This window comes from Duganella sp. GW821-FHT07G03 (assembly GCF_059418605.1).
On the sequence record NZ_JBWKQE010000001.1, the window covers coordinates 287,503 to 303,967 of the forward strand.

13 protein-coding genes and 1 pseudogene are annotated in these 16,465 nt (G+C 65.9%); 2 read left to right on the top strand and 12 right to left on the bottom strand.

Annotated features, from left to right (window positions below; all coding sequences use genetic code 11):
- Positions 1-41: 41 nt before the first annotated feature.
- Positions 42-1,907 carry a glycoside hydrolase family 35 protein gene (locus AC07OK_RS01230; RefSeq protein ID WP_494688598.1) on the bottom strand — a complete coding sequence of 622 codons (1,866 nt, stop codon included), beginning with the start codon at positions 1,905-1,907 and terminating at the stop codon, positions 42-44.
- Positions 1,908-1,927: 20 nt separating this feature from the next.
- On the bottom strand, positions 1,928-4,927 hold the full coding sequence (locus tag AC07OK_RS01235) for a TonB-dependent receptor (protein ID WP_494688599.1): 3,000 nt from the start codon (positions 4,925-4,927) through the stop codon (positions 1,928-1,930).
- Between the two features lie 388 nt (positions 4,928-5,315).
- Here AC07OK_RS01235 and AC07OK_RS01240 point away from each other — a divergent pair.
- Together AC07OK_RS01240 and AC07OK_RS01245 are read left to right on the top strand one after the other, a co-directional pair.
- Positions 5,316-5,912: pseudogene (locus tag AC07OK_RS01240) on the top strand (AraC family transcriptional regulator); the annotation flags it as partial.
- Positions 5,913-6,044: 132 nt separating this feature from the next.
- On the top strand, positions 6,045-6,335 hold the full coding sequence (locus tag AC07OK_RS01245; RefSeq protein ID WP_494689017.1) for a helix-turn-helix domain-containing protein: 291 nt from the start codon (positions 6,045-6,047) through the stop codon (positions 6,333-6,335).
- Between the two features lie 7 nt (positions 6,336-6,342).
- On the opposite strand, the gene AC07OK_RS01250 is transcribed toward AC07OK_RS01245, so the two are convergent.
- The 10 genes from AC07OK_RS01250 to AC07OK_RS01295 form a co-directional block, all read right to left on the bottom strand.
- Complete coding sequence (locus AC07OK_RS01250) at positions 6,343-6,738, bottom strand: type 2 periplasmic-binding domain-containing protein (protein WP_494688600.1); 396 nt, start codon at positions 6,736-6,738, stop codon at positions 6,343-6,345.
- A 10-nt stretch (positions 6,739-6,748) separates the two neighbouring features.
- The gene (locus AC07OK_RS01255) at positions 6,749-7,954 is read right to left on the bottom strand and encodes a porin (protein ID WP_494688601.1); all 1,206 of its coding nucleotides are present in this window, start codon (positions 7,952-7,954) and stop codon (positions 6,749-6,751) included.
- 28 nt (positions 7,955-7,982) lie between these two features.
- Positions 7,983-8,993: a YeiH family protein gene (locus AC07OK_RS01260; protein ID WP_494688602.1), complete on the bottom strand. Its 1,011-nt coding sequence runs from the start codon at positions 8,991-8,993 to the stop codon at positions 7,983-7,985.
- On the bottom strand, positions 8,990-9,316 hold the full coding sequence (locus AC07OK_RS01265) for a Rieske (2Fe-2S) protein (RefSeq protein WP_494688603.1): 327 nt from the start codon (positions 9,314-9,316) through the stop codon (positions 8,990-8,992). Before AC07OK_RS01265 ends, AC07OK_RS01260 begins: the two co-directional genes overlap by 4 nt.
- Entirely contained in the window at positions 9,313-9,960 is a 648-nt protein-coding gene (locus AC07OK_RS01270; RefSeq protein ID WP_494688604.1) for a DsbA family oxidoreductase, read from the bottom strand. The genes AC07OK_RS01265 and AC07OK_RS01270 overlap by 4 nt, the downstream gene beginning before the upstream one ends.
- Positions 9,957-11,240: an MFS transporter gene (locus tag AC07OK_RS01275; protein WP_494688605.1), complete on the bottom strand. Its 1,284-nt coding sequence runs from the start codon at positions 11,238-11,240 to the stop codon at positions 9,957-9,959. The genes AC07OK_RS01270 and AC07OK_RS01275 overlap by 4 nt, the downstream gene beginning before the upstream one ends.
- Before the next feature lie 5 nt (positions 11,241-11,245).
- Entirely contained in the window at positions 11,246-12,298 is a 1,053-nt protein-coding gene (locus tag AC07OK_RS01280; RefSeq protein WP_494688606.1) for a beta-keto acid cleavage family enzyme, read from the bottom strand.
- Positions 12,299-12,315: 17 nt separating this feature from the next.
- Complete coding sequence (locus tag AC07OK_RS01285) at positions 12,316-13,164, bottom strand: TauD/TfdA dioxygenase family protein (protein ID WP_494688607.1); 849 nt, start codon at positions 13,162-13,164, stop codon at positions 12,316-12,318.
- 10 nt (positions 13,165-13,174) lie between these two features.
- The gene (locus AC07OK_RS01290; RefSeq protein ID WP_494689018.1) at positions 13,175-14,155 is read right to left on the bottom strand and encodes a quinone oxidoreductase family protein; all 981 of its coding nucleotides are present in this window, start codon (positions 14,153-14,155) and stop codon (positions 13,175-13,177) included.
- A 79-nt stretch (positions 14,156-14,234) separates the two neighbouring features.
- Positions 14,235-16,442: a long-chain-fatty-acid--CoA ligase gene (locus AC07OK_RS01295; protein ID WP_494688608.1), complete on the bottom strand. Its 2,208-nt coding sequence runs from the start codon at positions 16,440-16,442 to the stop codon at positions 14,235-14,237.
- Positions 16,443-16,465 lie beyond the last annotated feature (23 nt).

Genomic DNA, 16,465 nt, shown 5'->3' on the forward strand with positions numbered 1-16,465 from the left:
ACGAAAGACCAACAACGTCCTTATTTGCCAACGTTGCAAGCCTAGTCTCGCTTCGGCGTGTCGTAGACGGGCGCGGCCATGCCCTGCATGGTGCTTGCCGTGGGCGTTTCCGTGCTGAACAGCAGTACCTCGTTGGCGCCCTCCTTCAGCCACGAGGCCGGCAGATACAACGTTTGCTGCGGGCCTATGTGCCAGTAGCGCCCCAGATGGTGGCCGTTGACCCAGACCTGTCCCTTGCCCCAGCCGCGCGTGTCGAGGAAGGTATCGACCGGCTTGGCCAGCGTCAGCGTACCGCGCCAGAAGCCCGGCGCCGCCCCGGCCGCATCGCCCGCCGCTGCCGGCAGGCGTTTCAGCGCCGCCGCGTCCAGCGGCAGCGGGTAGACGGTCCAGCCCTCCAGTTCATCGTCGCCCAGCTTCACCCCGCGCGTGATGCCCTTGCTGTCATCGACCAGCTTGGCGCCGAAGCCGATACGCCCCATCGCTTCGACCAGCAGGTCGAGCTGGACGCCCGCCGGCAAATCCACCGCCAGCGAGCTCTCGCCCAGGCGACGGTCCAGCCGGCCGATCACACGGCCATCGGCCAGCACGGTGGCCTGGTCATGCAAGCCGTCGAGCACCAGCTTGCCCTTGGCCGGCGCATCGAGCCGCTTGCGATAGAGGATGTAGCCGTAGTTCTGATCAAATTCCTCCATCGCCCTGGCCCAGCGTGACGGCCGGGCCTTGGACAACAGCTCCAGCTGGGCCAGCAGACTGCCGGCCGGCTGCAGCCCGAACGCGGGCAGCGCCTGCGGTTGCGGCGCGGCGGGCACCGGCGGCAGCGCCGTTTTCACATGCCGGGCGATGACGTCGCGCAGGGCGAAGTACTTGGGCGTCGGGCGTCCCGCCTCGTCCAGGGCGGCATCGTAGTCGTAGCTGGTGGTGTCCGGCTGGTAGGAATCGGGGCCCGAATAGTTCGCACCGGCCAGCCAGCCGAAGCTGGTCCCGCCGTGGAACATGTACAGATTGAACGATACGCCCTGCGACAACATCCGGTCCACCGTGCGCGCCGCCTCCTCGGCACTCTGGGTGTGGTGTTGCTCACCCCAGTGATCGAACCAGCCGGCCCAGTATTCACCGGCCATGCGCGGGCCATGCTGGCGCCAGGCGGCCAGTTCCTGGATCGAGGCGTCGGCATCGTCCGCGCCGCCACCGAAGTTGACCACGGCCGGCACATCGGGCAGCGTGCCGCCTTCGAACAGCCGGCCGGCGCCGCCGTCGGAAGTAAACAGGGGCGCGTCTAACCCGGCCTGGCGCATCTGCGTCCGCACGGCGCGCAGGTAGTCGTGATCGCGACCGTAGGAACCGTACTCATTCTCCAGTTGCAGCATCAGGATGGGGCCGCCGCGACTGCTCTGCAGGTCCGCCACCTCCTGCGCCAGACGCTTGAAGTAGCGCGCGCTGGCGGCCAGGTAGCGCGCGTCCATGGAACGCACGCGCAGTCCCTGCGTGCGCAACAGCCAGGCCGGGAAGCCGCCGAAATCCACCTCGGCGCAGACATAGGGGCCGGGCCGCAGCACCACGTTCAAACCTTCCTCGGCGGCGGTCTTGACGAACGCGCGCAGATCGTTTTGGCCGGAAAAGTTCCACTGCCCCGGCTCCGGTTCGTGCTGCGACCAGAAGGCATAGGTGGTCACCGTGTTCAAGCCCATCGCGCGCGCCATGCGCAGCCGCTCGCGCCAGGCGGCGCGGGGGATGCGCGGATAATGCATTTCGCCGGAGCGGATCACATACGGCTGGCCGTCGAGCTTGAAATGCGCGCCGTCGATGGCGAAATGCGGGGGGCGCGCAAGCGGCTCGGCCGCGTACGCCAGTGTGCTGCTCAGGGCCAGGGCCAGCAAGCCGGCCTGGATAGTTTTGGTCAGTTTCAAGGTAGGGACTCCGGTCACGATTAACGGTATTGGTAGCGCAGCACCAGCGAGGCCCTGCGCGGCGTTTGATACTGGCTCGGAATGCCCCAGTTCACATCCGGCACGATGGTATTGTCGGCGTTCACGTCGGCGCTGTAGGTGTTGTAGCGGTCGGTGATGCCGCGCCGGTTGAACAGGTTCTGGATGCTCAGATCCAGGCTCAGCTTGCTGTCCGCGCCCACCTTCATATCGTAGCCCACGCCCATGTCGAATTGCCAGAAGAGTGGCAGGCGGCCACTGGTGCCCGCCGTCTTGACCCCAACCGGATTGGTGCTCGCATCGCAGTAGTGTCCCCACGAACCCCAGTTGTAGGAGAGGCTGTTCACGTCGGGATTGAGGCCGAAGCAGCTGACCGGCTCACCGCTGTGCATGCTGAATATGCCGCTGGCGCGCAGGCCATTCTGGAAGTAGTAGGCGCTCGATGCGGTGAACGCGTGGCGGATGTCGTTGGTGAGGTTGCCGCTGGCGCCGCGTGTCGTCTCCGGAAAATCGTAGACGCCCGTCTGGCCGATATAGCCGGCGTTCCGGTTTTCCAGATTGAGGAAGCCATTGTCGTTGCCGAACGAACGGGTCCAGGTGTAGCTCAGATTCAGGTACCACGGCTCGCTGGCGCTGCGCGAGTGACTCGCATCGAAGGTCAGGTGGATGTACTTGTGCTTGGGTTTGGGCAGGCCGAATTCGGCGGCTGGTATCGTCAGCGACACCGGCTTGCCATCCCCGCGGAAATCGCGCGTGACCGTGACGTCCTCACCCGGATTGAGTTCAAAGCACTCGTAGTCGCTCGGATAGTTTGGATAGCCGTGGCTGTTGGCGTACTGGCCTATGCCCTGGCCGTAGCAGGTGGAATTGATGACGCGCTTCAGCTCGGCATAGCCGAAATCGACCTGGCCTACCCAGTGACGGTTGAACGCCTTCTGCGCGTACAACTGCAACTCGTTCTGGTAAGGCGCCTTCAAATTGGTGGTGGCCACCTGGTCCGCCGCCGGCGGCGTGCCGTCATGGCCGGGCGCGGTATAGGTGGAGCCGATCTGCGCCAGGCCCAGCGGCAGTTTGGTGTTGGGATCCATGCCGCTGTAGCGGTACCATTTGCGCTGTTCGAGGTGGGACTCGGCGACGCCGAAGCTGAAGTTCGATGGCATGGACAGCGAATAGCGCCCCAGGTTGGCCCCGACCTTCAGGCTGGAATCGCCGTGCACATCCCACGACAAGCCCAGCCGCGGCGAAGTGGTGGGAAACGAGAACAGCGGGCGCTCCAGCGCGTCCTTGTTGATGAACTTGTCGAAACGCAGACCGCCGTACAGCATCACGCCGTTGCCGATTTTCCAGTAGTCCTCAAGATAGGCCGCCTTGTTGATCGACACCATGCGACCGAACTCGTGGTTGAAATAGTAGCCGACGTACTTGCCGCTGACCTGCTCGCCATTGGGCAGTTGCACGGTGTTGGGACGGTCGTAATAGGTGTACCAGCCGGCCTGCGGCGTGTGCCAGTCCTGGCCGAGGAAGTGCTGGTAGTACTCGGCGCCGAACACGAGCTTGTGATTGCCCAGGCTCCAGCTCAGGTCGCCCTTATAGCCGCGTCGCCAGTAATCGTCGGGGCGGAAATTGACGGTGCGGTCCTGCATCCCGATGTTGCTGGTCTTCTGGGTCTGGCTGTTGTAGGCGTCGACATAAGGTACGTCCTCGGCGCCGTGGGCGCGGTCATTGAGCTGCCCCAGGAAACCGCCCATCAAGCGCAGTTCCAGGTTGGGCGTGAGGTTGCCGTGGTAGTTGGCAATCAACATGCGCTCCGTCACGGGCGAATAGGCACTGGACGAGAAGGCGCCGACCTGCGTGCTGTAGTCCTTCAGCAGGCGATAGTTGTCGGTGCTGGTGCTGCTCCACGCCCGCGAGCCGGTCAGGTTGAGCGTATGCTCGTCATTGATGTTCCAGGTCAGATTCAGCAGCAGGTTCTTGCTTTTCGAACTGGAAATCGACTCGCGATTCTGGCTGAAGCTGTAGCTGCGCGATGGCAGCCGGTCGCCCAGCAGCACGAAGGCAAACAGCTTGTCTTTGACCAGCGCGCCCGACGCCCACAGGTAGTTCGTCGTGCTCGCTTCACTGCGGTTGTCCGAGGAATAGCGGTAATAATCGCCCTGCCCGTTGCGTATGTCTTTTTCCGCCGGCATCAAGGCAGCCGACGTCGCCGGCGTGTAATACATCGAGTACCCCGCCTCGAATTTGTTCGAGCCCTGGCGCACCGTCTGCGCCATGATGCCGCCGGTGGCATTGGTCCACGAGGCGCCGAAGCTGCCCGCCATCACCTCGGTTTCCTGGATCGCCTCGCGCGGCAGGCGGTTGGCGCCCAGCAGCGTACGGTCATTGGTGGTGTCGAATTCGTTGAGGTAGTAGCGGTTTTCCGCCGGCGTAGCCCCGCCCAGCTGGACCAGCCCGGTCGTGTTCTGGTCGTAGCGCACGTTGGAGCGCAAGCGCGCAATGGATTCCGCGTTGCCGCTGATGAGCGGCAGGCTGTTGATCAGTTCCCGACTGTAGTGGCTGGATAATTCCGGGGTATTGACGTCGATGGGCAGCACCATGGTCTGGGCCGAGTGGCCGGCCACAGTCACAGTGGCGAGCGTTTCCGGGCCGCCCTGGTTTTCCGCCGTCACGGCCAGGACAGCCGTGTCGCTGTTCGGCTTCACGCTCACCTGGCGGACGGCGATCACCTGCTCCCCCTGCCTGAGCGTGACGGTGTACAAACCGGGGTTGAGCCCGGAAGTCTTGTAGCGCCCTTGCCCGTCCAGTGGCAGTTCGCGTTTGAAGCCGGTCTGCTCGCTCGTGACAGTCACCCGGTTCGCACTCGCGCCCACCGGCACCGAGCCATACAAACCACCGGTAATCGACTGGGCGCAAGCGCCGTTCATTTCGGCAACGCCGGACAGCAGGCTCAGGACGAGCAGCGATCGCCGCACGGCGGTGCCGCCCGCCTTCGGTATTTTCTTCATGCATAGTCTCCGTTCTTATTTGCGTATATAAGTTTCTGCGGAATACAACGCAGCCAAATCTTTCGTTTTCGTAAGATCAGCCTGAATAAACCTTAAAATTAAATAAGATTCAAGTCAATGAAAAGAAAATATCTTGGGGAATTCGCCATGTTTTAAGCGGAAATATCTTTCGTTTTACGATATTGACGGGTGGCGATGTTTCGCTTCGTTACGAAATTACAACATCGTTCATCGGCGAAGCTCCGGCAACTCGGCATCGGGGATCAAGGTTGTTTCTGCGCTTCCTGCACCGTTGTTTTCCAGGCGCAAGTAGGTTGCCAGCAGCACAGCGCGCCGATACAATTTCTGCGCGCCCGGTCCGGGCCCGCAACTCAAGGAAACATACCGAATGTCTACACTGGTCCGCGCTGCGGTGCTCACCAACTTCCTCGAAGTGGCCCAGCACCTGGGGCTCAACGCCCAGGCCGAACTGGCCGCCGTCGGACTGAGCAAGACCATGCTGCAGGACCCCGACCATTCGATCCCGGTGAAGGCCGCCGTGCAGCTGCTGGAGAACGCCGCCGCCCACAGCGGCTGCCAGACCCTGGGCCTGCGCATGGCCGAATCGCGCCAGTTTTCCGACCTGGGCGCGGTATCGCTGCTGCTGACCCACCAGCCCACGCTGCGCGACGCGCTGAAGGTGACGGTGCAATACCGCCACCTGTTGAACCGCGCGCTGGCGATCTATATCGAAGAGGTGGGCGAGCTGGTGATCATCCGCGAGGAAGTGGTGACCGATACGCCGCTGCCCTGCCGCCAGGCCACCGAGCTGGCGCTGGGCGTGATGGCGCGCCTGTGCGCCAGCGTGCTGGGCCCCGCGTGGCGTCCGGCCAGCGTCAATTTCAGCCACGATGCGCCGGACGACGCGCGCATCCATCGCCGCGTGTTCGGCTGCCCGGTGCAGTTCGGCGCGGAGTTCAACGGCATCGCCTGCCCCGCCGCCGCTTTCGACGCGCCCAATCCGCGCGCCGATCCCGCCATGGCGCGCTATGCGCAGCGCTTTGTCGATACGCTGCCGGCGGTGGGCGAGGCGTCGCTGGTGTTTGAGGTGCGCAAGGCGATCTACCTGCTGCTGCCGATGGGCCGCGCGACGATCGAACAGATCGCGGCGGCGCTGGGCATGAATGTGCGGACGCTGCAGCGCCGGCTGGAGGATGACGGCGCCAACTTCAGCGATTTGATCAACGAGGTGCGGCGCGACCTGGTGCAGCGCTATATGAACAACCCCAGCTACTCACTGGCGCGCATCGGCGACCTGCTGGGCTACTCCATGCCCAGCAGCTTCACGCGCTGGTTCACCGCGCAATTCGGCGCCACGCCGGCCGCCTGGCGCGCCAACAACGGCAAGCCCTGCGTGGCGCCGACTTGATGCGTGCTTAAGGCAGCGTCAGGATCACCTTGACGCTGTCATCGACCGCCGACTTGTCGATGTAGCCGATCGCCTTCGGATCGGCCGCCACCGCCTTCTTCACCTCCGTGTTGGACGCGTATTCCTTCGGCTGCACGGCCTTGCCGGTAAACACCAGCTTGGACCAGATCGCCTTTACCTGCGCGGTATCCTTCTCGGCCACCTTGTGATAAAAGTCGGTGCGGATGGCCGAGCTTTCCGGCTGGTCGACCGGCGTGAACATCGTCGATTTCCCCAGGAAGAATTGCGACGCCTGCTCGCCGAACATGCGCGTGGCCGGATTGGCCTTGTTGACGATGACGACGGTTTCGGCCTGCGCGCACAGCGCGTTCGCCAGCAGGCAGGCAGTGATCAGAATTTTCATAACGGTCTCCTTAAAACACGAAATCGAGCGTGGCGCCAACCACGGTGACGCTGCGCTGCAAACCAGCGGCCGGTCCGTAGATCAGCATGCCGTTGCGCTGCTTGGGATGCACGCGGTCCAGCTGCAGCTTCAAGTCCACCGACTTGGCGAAGTCCCAGCGCAGGCCTATCGTGTCCGAGCTTTGCTCCGACGCCAGCAAGGCGCCGCGCACCGCGTTCGACAAGGCGCCGCTGGCCGGGAAGCCGGCGGGCAGCGTGATCGAACTGCCGGCGCCCTTGGCCACGGCGTGCGTATAGTATGGCAGCACCTTGCCGATGCGGTAGCCGGCCATGGCGTACCACGAATCGGTGTCGGGGATGTAGACCTTGTCGCGCGCGCGGCGACGGCCATATTCCGCCTGGCCCACCACATTGTTCCAGTCCAGCGTGGCGCCGACGGCGACAAAGCTGATGCGCTTGGCGCTGACGGCGAAGTCGTCGCCCAGCTGGCCGAAGCCGACGTTGCGCAGCGTGCCCACCAGCGTGTTGACCGGCGTGATGTCGTTGCTGCTCATGGTGGCGCCCAGGTAGGCCGCGCGCAACGTCAGCGGGCCACGTTCGGCCGCCACACTGACGCCATGCACCGGCGCGCGGTAGCTGGCCACCGTGCCGGTGCTGACCAGGAACAGCTTGCCCCGGCTGACGCCCAGCACGGCCTGCGCGCTGATGTTGGTGTCGCCCAGCGCGTGCTGGTAATTGAGGTCGACGCCGTCGCCCGATTCGATCGGCGCCTGCGCATACATCTCGACCGGCGGCCGCATCATGGTGTTGGCGTAACCGACGTTCTGGTAGTCCGAGATCATGAACACCGGCAGCGCCACGCGGCCCACGCGCACACTGAGTTCGTCGCTGACCTTGTACTTGAGGAAGGCCCACGTCAGGTCGGTGGTGAAGGCCGGGCTGGTGTTCTTGCGGCTCAGGACCTGCACCGTCGCGGACAGGCGCTGGTCAACCACATAGCTCGCTTGCAGGCCAAGATTGGTATCGAGGCCGATGCGCGGACTGTCGCCGACGCCGTCCGCCTGGTTGTAGCGGACGAACTTGGCGTCGTTGGTGTCGCTCTTGGCGACGCCCAGCGTGCCGAAGCCGCTGATGGTCAGATTGCCGCTGTCTCCGATGCCGGCGTGGGCGCAGCCGCACGCAGCCAGCGCGGCGCTGGCCAGGATGAGTCTTTTCATTATTTTCCTTCGGTGGTTAAAAAAGTCCCTACAGGCCCCAGTGCATCAGCAACAGGACCAGGGCGGCGAGAAAAATGGTCTCGCCTATCATCAGAGCGATCGGCTTGATGCCGACCGCCGCCAATTCCTTCAACTGGGTCTTCATGCCCAGCGCGCTGATGGCGATGGTCAGCGCCCAGCGCGAGCCGTCGTTGCCCAGCTGCTGCACCGCGGCCGGCACCCAGCCGGTGCTGTTGATGCAGGCCAGCGCCAGGAAGCCGACCGCGAACATCGGCAGCAACGGTGGACGCACACCGCCGCTGCCGGCGCTCTGCGCGCGCGTGACCAGCGTGGCGCACAGGATCACCGGCAGCAGCATGGCGACCCGCATCAGCTTGACCACGGTGGCGGCGTCGCCGGTTTCGCGCGACATGCTGTAGCCCGCGCCCACCACCTGCGCCACATCGTGGATGGTCCCGCCGAGGAACACGCCGGCCTGCTGCGGCGACAGCGCGAACCATTTGCACAGCATCGGATAGGCGATCATCGCCACCGTCGACAGGGCCGACACGCCGATCACCGTGAACAGCGTGGCCTTTTCCTTTTGCGGATGGGCCGGCAGCGCGGCGGCCAGCGCCAGCGCGGCCGAGGCGCCGCAGATCGCGGTGGCGCCTCCGGTCAGCAGGCCAAACAAGCGGTTAAAGCCCAGCAGCCTGGCCGCGACGATGGAACTCAGGATGGTGACCGTGACGATCACCACCACCATCACCACCGGCTTCCAGCCCAGCGCCGCCATCTGCGCCAGCGTCAGGCGCAGGCCCAGCAAGGCGACGCCCAAGCGCAGCACGGTGCGCGCCGTGTATTCGATGCCCGGCTTGCACTGGCCGTCGGCGGACAGGAAGTTCAGCGCCATGCCGAGCAACAGCGCAAACAGCATCACCGGCGCGCCGTAATGCTCGGACAGGAAGCTGGCGGCGGCTGCCACCATGGCGCTGACGGCAAAGCCGGGCGCCAGTTCGCGCACGCGCTGGTGGGTGTGGGTAAGGACGGCGGTATTCATGATGCGGACTCCTGGCCGGGCAGGCTCAAATACACCCTGCCCTCTTCAATGTAGATCGGATAGGTGACGACTTTCACGGTCGGGACGTTTTGCAGGCAGCCGCTGGCCAGGTCGAAACGCAGGCCGTGCGCCGGACACTGCACCTTGCCGTCGACGACCTTGCCGCCGGCCAGCGATGCCCCCTGGTGCGGGCAGCTGTCGTCCAGCGCGTAGTAGCAGCCCTGCACGTTGAACAGCGCGATGTCGTAGCCATGCAGGCGCAGCCAGGCGTGACTGCCCACCGCCGGCAAACGGGCGGGATCGATTTCGATACGGTGATTCATCGCGGTAGGGCTAGCGCCTCGCGCAGTGTGGCCAGCAGCACGGCGGGCGGCTGGGCTCCGGTCAGCGCCAGCTTGCCGTTGATGGCGTAGAACGGCACGCCGCTGCCGCCAACGCCAGGGCCGGCATGGTAGGGCTGCCCGGCGCCGAGCAGCTCGGCCTCCATCGCGGCGCGCTCGAAGCCCGTCGCCTCGCCATGCGCCAGCAACACCAGCGGGTTGCCGATGTCGTCGCCCTCTTCGAAGTAGGCGCGCAGCAGGCGTTCCAGCAAGGCGTCGCGTTGCGCCGCGCTGCCGTGATGACCGGCATAGGCCAGCAGCCGGTGCGCGTCGGCGGTGTTGGGCATGACTTCGATGACGCTGTAGTCGATGCGGGCGCCGGCCGCTGCGGCGGCGCGCTGCACCTCGGCCTGGCGCTGGCGCAGCGCCACTTCGCCGCCCAGCCGGCGCAGGTAAAACGCCTGGAAGGGCAAGCCTTCTGCTGGCACGGAGGGCAGCAGCTGCACGCCGCGCCAATTCAATCGCACCGTGGCTTGCGGCTGCTCGGTATGCAGCTGGGCCAGCGCGGTTTGCAGATTGCGCATGCCGATCAGGCACCAGGGGCAGATGAAATCGAAGCCGATTTCGATGTCCAGCGCGGCGCTCACGCGGCCTCCGCCAACGGCGCGCCCGCGGCCCGCTGTACGTCCTGCAGATAGCTGCGGCGCGCCCGCATGAACACCAGCGCGGCGGCCAGGCTGACCAGCGGCACCAGCTGGCAGGCCACGGCCAGGCCGTAGCGATCGGCCATGACGCCGGTCAGGAACGGTCCCGGCGCAAGGCCCAGCAGGTTGTTGGCCAAGGTGAGCGTGGCGAACGCGGTGCCGTGCACCGAGCGGTGCGTCAGGTTGGCGACCATGGCGCCGGCCGGGCCGGTGGTGCCGGCCGCCAGGAACATGCCGGCGCCGATCAGCACCAGCTGCGCGGCGCCGGGCGCCATCGCAAACGCCGCCAGCAGCAGCACGCAGCTGCCCAGGCAGTAGCCGACCGCCAGCGCGATCTTGCGTTCCGGCGCGGCGCGGCACATGCGGTCGCTCAGCATGCCGCACAAGATCATGCCGGCGCCGCTGGCCAGCACCACCAGCGCGGCGCCCAGGCCGGCGCGGCCCGCGCTCATGGCGTAGTAGCGGTTCATAAAACTGGGCATCCAGACGATGAAGGAGCCGCCGACGAACAGCTGCAAGCCGCTGCCGATGTAGGCCGCGCGCACCGAGGCGCTGCCGAACAGGCTACGCAGCGGCACGCGCTGCTGGCCGGCGGTCGCGGCGCGGCCCGGCGCGATGCGCTTTTCGCGCACCACCACCGGATACAGCAACGCCAGCGCGAGTCCGAACAAGGCCATGCCGCCGAAGGCCCAGCGCCAACCCATGTGCGCCGCGATGGCGCCGCCCATCCCCATGCCGAGCACGGAGCCGAACATGCCGCCGGCCATGAAGGCGCCGGTCAGCGTGGCCCGCAAGTGCTTGGGGAACACCGACAGCACCACCGCGATGCCGACGCTGCCATACGCCGCCTCGCCGACGCCGACCAGGAAACGCGCCGCGAACATCTGGCCGTAGTTCTGCGCCAGGCCGCAGCCCAACGTGGCCACGCTCCACAGCACCGCCATCAGCACCAGGCTGCGCACCCTGCCCCAGCGGTCCGCCATCAGCGACAGAGGAAAGGTCAGCAGGCCCACCATCAGCGCGACGATGCCGCTCAACAGGCCCAGTTGCGCGTCGCTCAGCAGCCATTCGCTTTTCAGCAGCGGGAACACCGCGTTGAGCACCTGGCGCGACATGTAGTCCGAGATCAGCAGGCCGAAACTGAGCGCGAACACCAGCCATGCGTAGGGCCGTGGCACGGTCGAATCGTCGTCGCCGCCGTCATCGGTTGAGTGGTAGGCCATGGCGTTCAGGTCCGCAGGGGTACGTTTTTCTGGCCGCGCTTGCGGTTCGGCGCCATGCCGTTCATGCGCAGGGTTTCCTCGGCATCCTTGTACTGCACGCCGATGCGGTAGATCTCGCGCGCGTCCTTGCCGCTGGCGATCTCGCGCCCCAGTTCCCGCGCCACGCGCACGCACTGCTCGATCTGCTGCACGGAGGTCATGCGTTGGCCCAGCTGGCCGATCAAGGTGTCCTCGGTGCCGCAGCGCGGGTGCATGCCCATCGCCATCGCCATCATGTTGAACGGCAGGACGTTCTTCAGCAGCGATTCGGCCGTGATGCAGGCGCCGTCCGGCGCGCGGCGGATGAAGTCCATGAAGTTGAACGGATTGGGGCCGTCGAAACCGCCGCCGATGCCGATCCAGGTCAGGTTCAATGGGCCGGTGTAGACGCCCTTGCGCACCAGGCGGTCCAGCGTCTCCAGCGCGTGCATGCCGGTCAGCTGGAAGTGCGGCTGGATGCCGGAGGCCTGCAGGCGCTTCAGGTGCTCGGCCACCCAGGCCGGGCCGGCCGGCACCGTCATTTCGCTGTAGGCCGCGTGCATCATCGGCGAGGCCAGCGAGGTGCCTTCCAGGTACTCGGGATACAGCAGCTCCATGATGTTCATCTGGGTGGTGTTGATCGCCACCGTCACCTGGTCCGGCTTCGGGTCCAGGTCGGCCAGCATGTGGCGGGTGTCGTCGCTGAGCCACTTGGCGGCCTGGCCGTCGTCTTCCGGTGCGAACGAGATCGAGCCGCCAACCTGGATGATCATGTCCGGCACGCGGGCGCGCACGCCGGCGATCAGCTCATTGAACTTGGACAGGCGCTTGCTGCCCTTGCCATCGAGTTCGCGCACATGCAGGTGCAGCACGGTGGCGCCGGCGTTGTAGCAGTCGACCGCCTTCTGGATCTGTTCTTCCATCGTCACCGGGATATCTTCGGGGAAGTCTTCCGGCGCCCACTCCGGGCCATACGGCGCGGTGGTGATGACTACCTTGTCCTGGTTCTCGGGGTGCAGGGAATCGTCGAGAAATTGCATGCTGTGCTCCTGTATTTTTAGTAGGGGATGTCGCCGACGATGCCGGCCCGTTCCATCTTGCGATGGCACGGCGGATAGTCCATGACGGCGTAGTGCTGGGTCGAACGGTTGTCCCAGATCGCCACGCTGTCCGGTTGCCAGCGCCAGCGCACCTGGTACTCGGGGATGTAGGCCTGGCTGATCAGATAGCTCAACAACTGGCTGGCGCCGGGATTGGCGTCCTGGCCGTAGCGCACGCGATCGGGCGTGTGATAGTTGCTGATGTGGGTGGTGAAGGCGTTGACGAACAAGATCTTCTCGCCCGTCTCCGGATGGATGCGCACCACCGGATGTTCGGCGTCCGGGAACTGCGCCTTCAATGCATGGCGCTTCTCGATCGGCATCGCGGCGCCGAAGCTGGCCTCGATGCTGTGGCGCGCGCGCAGGCCTTCGATGCGGGTCTTGATATCGTCCGGCAGCCGCTCGTAGGCCAGCGCCATGTTGGCCCACATAGTGTCGCCACCCACCGGCGGGCACTCGACGCAGCGCAGCACGGCGCCGAACTGCGGCGCGTTGCGCCAGGTAGCGTCGGCGTGCCAGGCGTTTTCATAGCGGTCGCTGGGCTGGTCGGGGCTCTTGTAGATGCGCACCAGACCAGGATGATCGGGATCGCTGCCGGCCACCGGATGGTCTTCCAACTCGCCGAAGCGGCGCGCGAAGGCCACGTGTTCGGCGCGGCTGAAGTCCTGGCCGCGCAGGAACAGCACGCGGTGGCGCAGCAGCAGTTCGCGGATATCGTCGAACAGACCGTCGTCGTGGAGCGCGTCGGCCAGGTTCACCTCGCGCAGTTCGGCGCCGATGGCGCAAGTCAGTTGTTCTACTCGCATCGCGCTCTCCTCAGATCACGAAAATCGACGAACCGGTGGTCTTGCGGGCTTCCAGGTCTCGGTGCGCCTGGACCGCGTCTTCCAGAGCATAGTGCTGGTTGATCTCGATCTTGATGCGGCCATTGCCGACATGGTCGAACAGCTCGGCAGCCAGCGCCGCCTTCTCGGCCGGATCGGCGATGTAGTCGGCCAGCGCCGGGCGGGTGACGAACAACGAGCCTTTCATCGCCAGCAGCACCGGGTCGAACGCCGGCACCGGGCCGGAAGCGGTGCCGACGCACACCAGCAGGCCGCGCTTGCGCAGCGAATCGAGCGACGCCGTGAAGGTGTCCTTGCCGACGCTGTCGAACACCACGTCCACGCCAACACCGCCGGTCAATGCGCGCACCCGTTCGGCCACGCTTTCGGTGCTGTAGTTGATCACATGGGTGCAACCGTGGGCCAGCGCCAGTTCCGCCTTGGCTGCGGTGGACACGGTGCCGATCACGGTCACGCCCAGCAGCTTGGCCCATTGCGATACGATCAGGCCAACGCCGCCGGCCGCCGCGTGCAGCAGGACGGTGTCGCCCGGCTTGAAGTCGCGGATGCGGCGCATCAGGTAGGCCGAGGTCAGGCCGCGCATGGTGGCGGCGGCCGCCGCTTCAAAGGAGATGGTCTCGGGCAGCTTGATCAGCGGCGCGGCGGAGATCACGCGCTCGGTGCTGTAGGCGCCCAGGGTGTTGATAAAGCCGGTGTAGGTGACGCGGTCGCCCAGCGCCAGGTGGGTGACGCCCTCGCCCAACGCCACCACCACGCCGGCCGCTTCGACGCCTATGCCGTTCGGCAGCGGGATCGCATAGGTACCGTTGCGGAAGTAGGTGTCGGCATAGTTGATGCCGACCGCCACGTGGCGGATGCGCACTTCGCCCGGACCCGGATCGGCCACTTCGACCTCCGCCAGGTACAGCACTTCCGGCCCGCCGGCACTATTGAATCGGACTGCCTTTGCCATCATTGATCTCCTCGTTCTGTTTTGATGAGTATAGTCCCGCCGATTCGGCGGAAACCGTGCAGTGGGCGACAGCGTCTTTTCATTTCACGACACTGGCTTGCAAACGTTCCAGCAGTTCCTGCGCGCGCGGCCATGGGCCGTAGCCGGCGGCCGGATTCAGGTGGCCGACCGCGCCCAGCTCCACCAGCTCGGCGCCCCAGTCTTCGGCCATTGCCCGCACCGACTGGTGGCTGGCCAAATAATCGTTGCTGCTGGCCGCCACCAGCGCCGGGAAAGGCAGGCGTTGGCGCGGCAGCGGCGCCCAGCCGTTGGCCACCAGCGCGGCCGGACGCGGATACGGCTCCGGCCAATCGGCCTCCAGGTCCGGCGGCGTGACCAGCAAGGCGCCGGCGATAGGACGCTGGTGTTTGGCGGCCCAGTGGGCCACCATCAGCACGCCGGCGCTGTGGGCCACCAGGATCACCGGACCGTCGATGGCGGCGATGGCCTGATCCAACGCCGCTATCCGCGCCGCGCAATTGAGTCCGTCGACCTCCAGCGGCGGCACGATGCGGGCGCCGGGCGTGGCCTCGGCCAGCAAGGTTTGCCAGTGCTGCGGCACGTGGTCGCGCAGGCCGGGGACGATCAGCAAGGTCGGCGCGGCGCGGCGCGGCGGCGCCGGCTGGCTCAGTCGGTAGTCGCGGAACTGCTGGCGCAGCACCATCTTTTGCAGCTTGCCGGTGGCGGTGTGCGGCAGTCTTTCGACGAACACCACTTCGTCCGGACACCACCAGCGCGCCACCCTGGCCGCCAGGAAGGCTTGCAGCTCCGCGCCGCTGACCTCGCGGCCCGGCTTGCGCACCACGATCAGCAGCGGGCGTTCCTGCCAGGTCGGATGGGCGACGCCGATCACCGCCGCCTCGGCCACGTCCGGATGGCCCATCGCCGCGTTTTCCAGGTCGATCGATGAGATCCATTCGCCGCCGGACTTGATGACGTCCTTGGCGCGGTCGGTGATCAGCATGTAGCCGTCGATGTCGATGGTGGCGATGTCGCCGGTGTCGAAGTAGCCGTCCGGGTCCAGCAGTTCGCCCGGCTGACCGCCGAAGTAGGCGCTGGCCACCCACGGGCCGCGCACCAGCAGGCGGCCGGCCGCCTTGCCGTCGTGCGGCAGCGCCCTGCCATCCTCGTCGATGATCTTCAGCGTGATGCCGAACACCGGCCTGCCCTGCTTCATCTGCATGCGTCGATAGGCTTCCTGCGGCAATCCGGCGTGCTTGCGCATCGGCCGGCACACTGTGCCCAGCGGCGACAGCTCGGTCATGCCCCACGCGTGCAGCACTTCGCTGCCGAAGCGCGATTCGAAGGTCTCGATCATCGACAGCGGCGCCGCCGCACCGCCGATCACCACGCGCTCCAGGCAAAGTTCGTGCAACGGAAAGAGGTTGTGCTGTTCCACGTGCCGGAACAGCATCAGCCACACCGTCGGCACGCCCAGCGCCACCGTCACGCGCTCATCGCGCATCAATTGGTAGACGCTGGCGCCGTCCAGGTGCGGCCCAGGGAACACCAGCCGCGCGCCGGACAAGGCGCCCGCATACGGCATGCCCCAGGCGTTCACATGGAACATCGGCACCACCACCAGCGCGGTGTCGGCGCCGGAGATGGCCAGGCCATCGGCGCCGCACACGGACATCGCATGCAGCACCGTCGAGCGGTGCGAGTACAGCACGCCTTTGGGATGACCGGTGGTGCCCGAGGTGTAGCACAGCGCCGCCGCGCTGTGCTCATCCAGCTGCGGCCACGTATATTGTTCGCTTTCGCGGACGATCAGTTCTTCATAACAGCCTACGTCCGGCATGGCCGGCATGTGCGCGCGGTCGGTCAGCGCGTAGACCTTGCGCAGGCTTTTCATCTTCGGCATCAGCTCGGACACCAGGCCGGCGAAGCCGATGTCGAAGAACAGCAGCTGGTCGTCGGCATGGTTGACGACGTATTCGATCTGCTCCGGGAACAGGCGCGGGTTAATCGTGTGCAGCACAGCGCCGATGCCGGCCACCGCGTAGTACAGCTCCATGTGGCGGTAGCCGTTCCAGGCCAGCGTGGCGACCCGGTCGCCCGGCTTGACGCCCATGCGCAGCAGCGCGTTGGCCAGCTGGCGCGCGCGCCGCGCGACCGAGGTGTAGGTACTGCGTTGGACTGGACCTTCGGAGGTGCGCGAGATGATTTCGCGTTCCGGGTGGCTGTGGCAGGCGTGTTCGATCAGCGACGACACCAGCAACGATTGATGCTGCATCAGACCTTGCATTGCGACTCCTTGATAGCTTCAAT

Coding starts and splice junctions, on each gene's coding strand:
- AC07OK_RS01245 (WP_494689017.1), top strand. CDS start 6,045: ATGGGCCGCGCGACGATCGAACAGATCGCGGCGGCGCTGGGCATGAAT.
- AC07OK_RS01235 (WP_494688599.1), bottom strand. CDS start 4,927: ATGAAGAAAATACCGAAGGCGGGCGGCACCGCCGTGCGGCGATCGCTG.
- AC07OK_RS01275 (WP_494688605.1), bottom strand. CDS start 11,240: ATGGCCTACCACTCAACCGATGACGGCGGCGACGACGATTCGACCGTG.
- AC07OK_RS01260 (WP_494688602.1), bottom strand. CDS start 8,993: ATGAATACCGCCGTCCTTACCCACACCCACCAGCGCGTGCGCGAACTG.
- AC07OK_RS01280 (WP_494688606.1), bottom strand. CDS start 12,298: ATGCAATTTCTCGACGATTCCCTGCACCCCGAGAACCAGGACAAGGTA.
- AC07OK_RS01295 (WP_494688608.1), bottom strand. CDS start 16,442: ATGCAAGGTCTGATGCAGCATCAATCGTTGCTGGTGTCGTCGCTGATC.
- AC07OK_RS01290 (WP_494689018.1), bottom strand. CDS start 14,155: ATGGCAAAGGCAGTCCGATTCAATAGTGCCGGCGGGCCGGAAGTGCTG.
- AC07OK_RS01265 (WP_494688603.1), bottom strand. CDS start 9,316: ATGAATCACCGTATCGAAATCGATCCCGCCCGTTTGCCGGCGGTGGGC.
- AC07OK_RS01285 (WP_494688607.1), bottom strand. CDS start 13,164: ATGCGAGTAGAACAACTGACTTGCGCCATCGGCGCCGAACTGCGCGAG.
- AC07OK_RS01250 (WP_494688600.1), bottom strand. CDS start 6,738: ATGAAAATTCTGATCACTGCCTGCCTGCTGGCGAACGCGCTGTGCGCG.
- AC07OK_RS01255 (WP_494688601.1), bottom strand. CDS start 7,954: ATGAAAAGACTCATCCTGGCCAGCGCCGCGCTGGCTGCGTGCGGCTGC.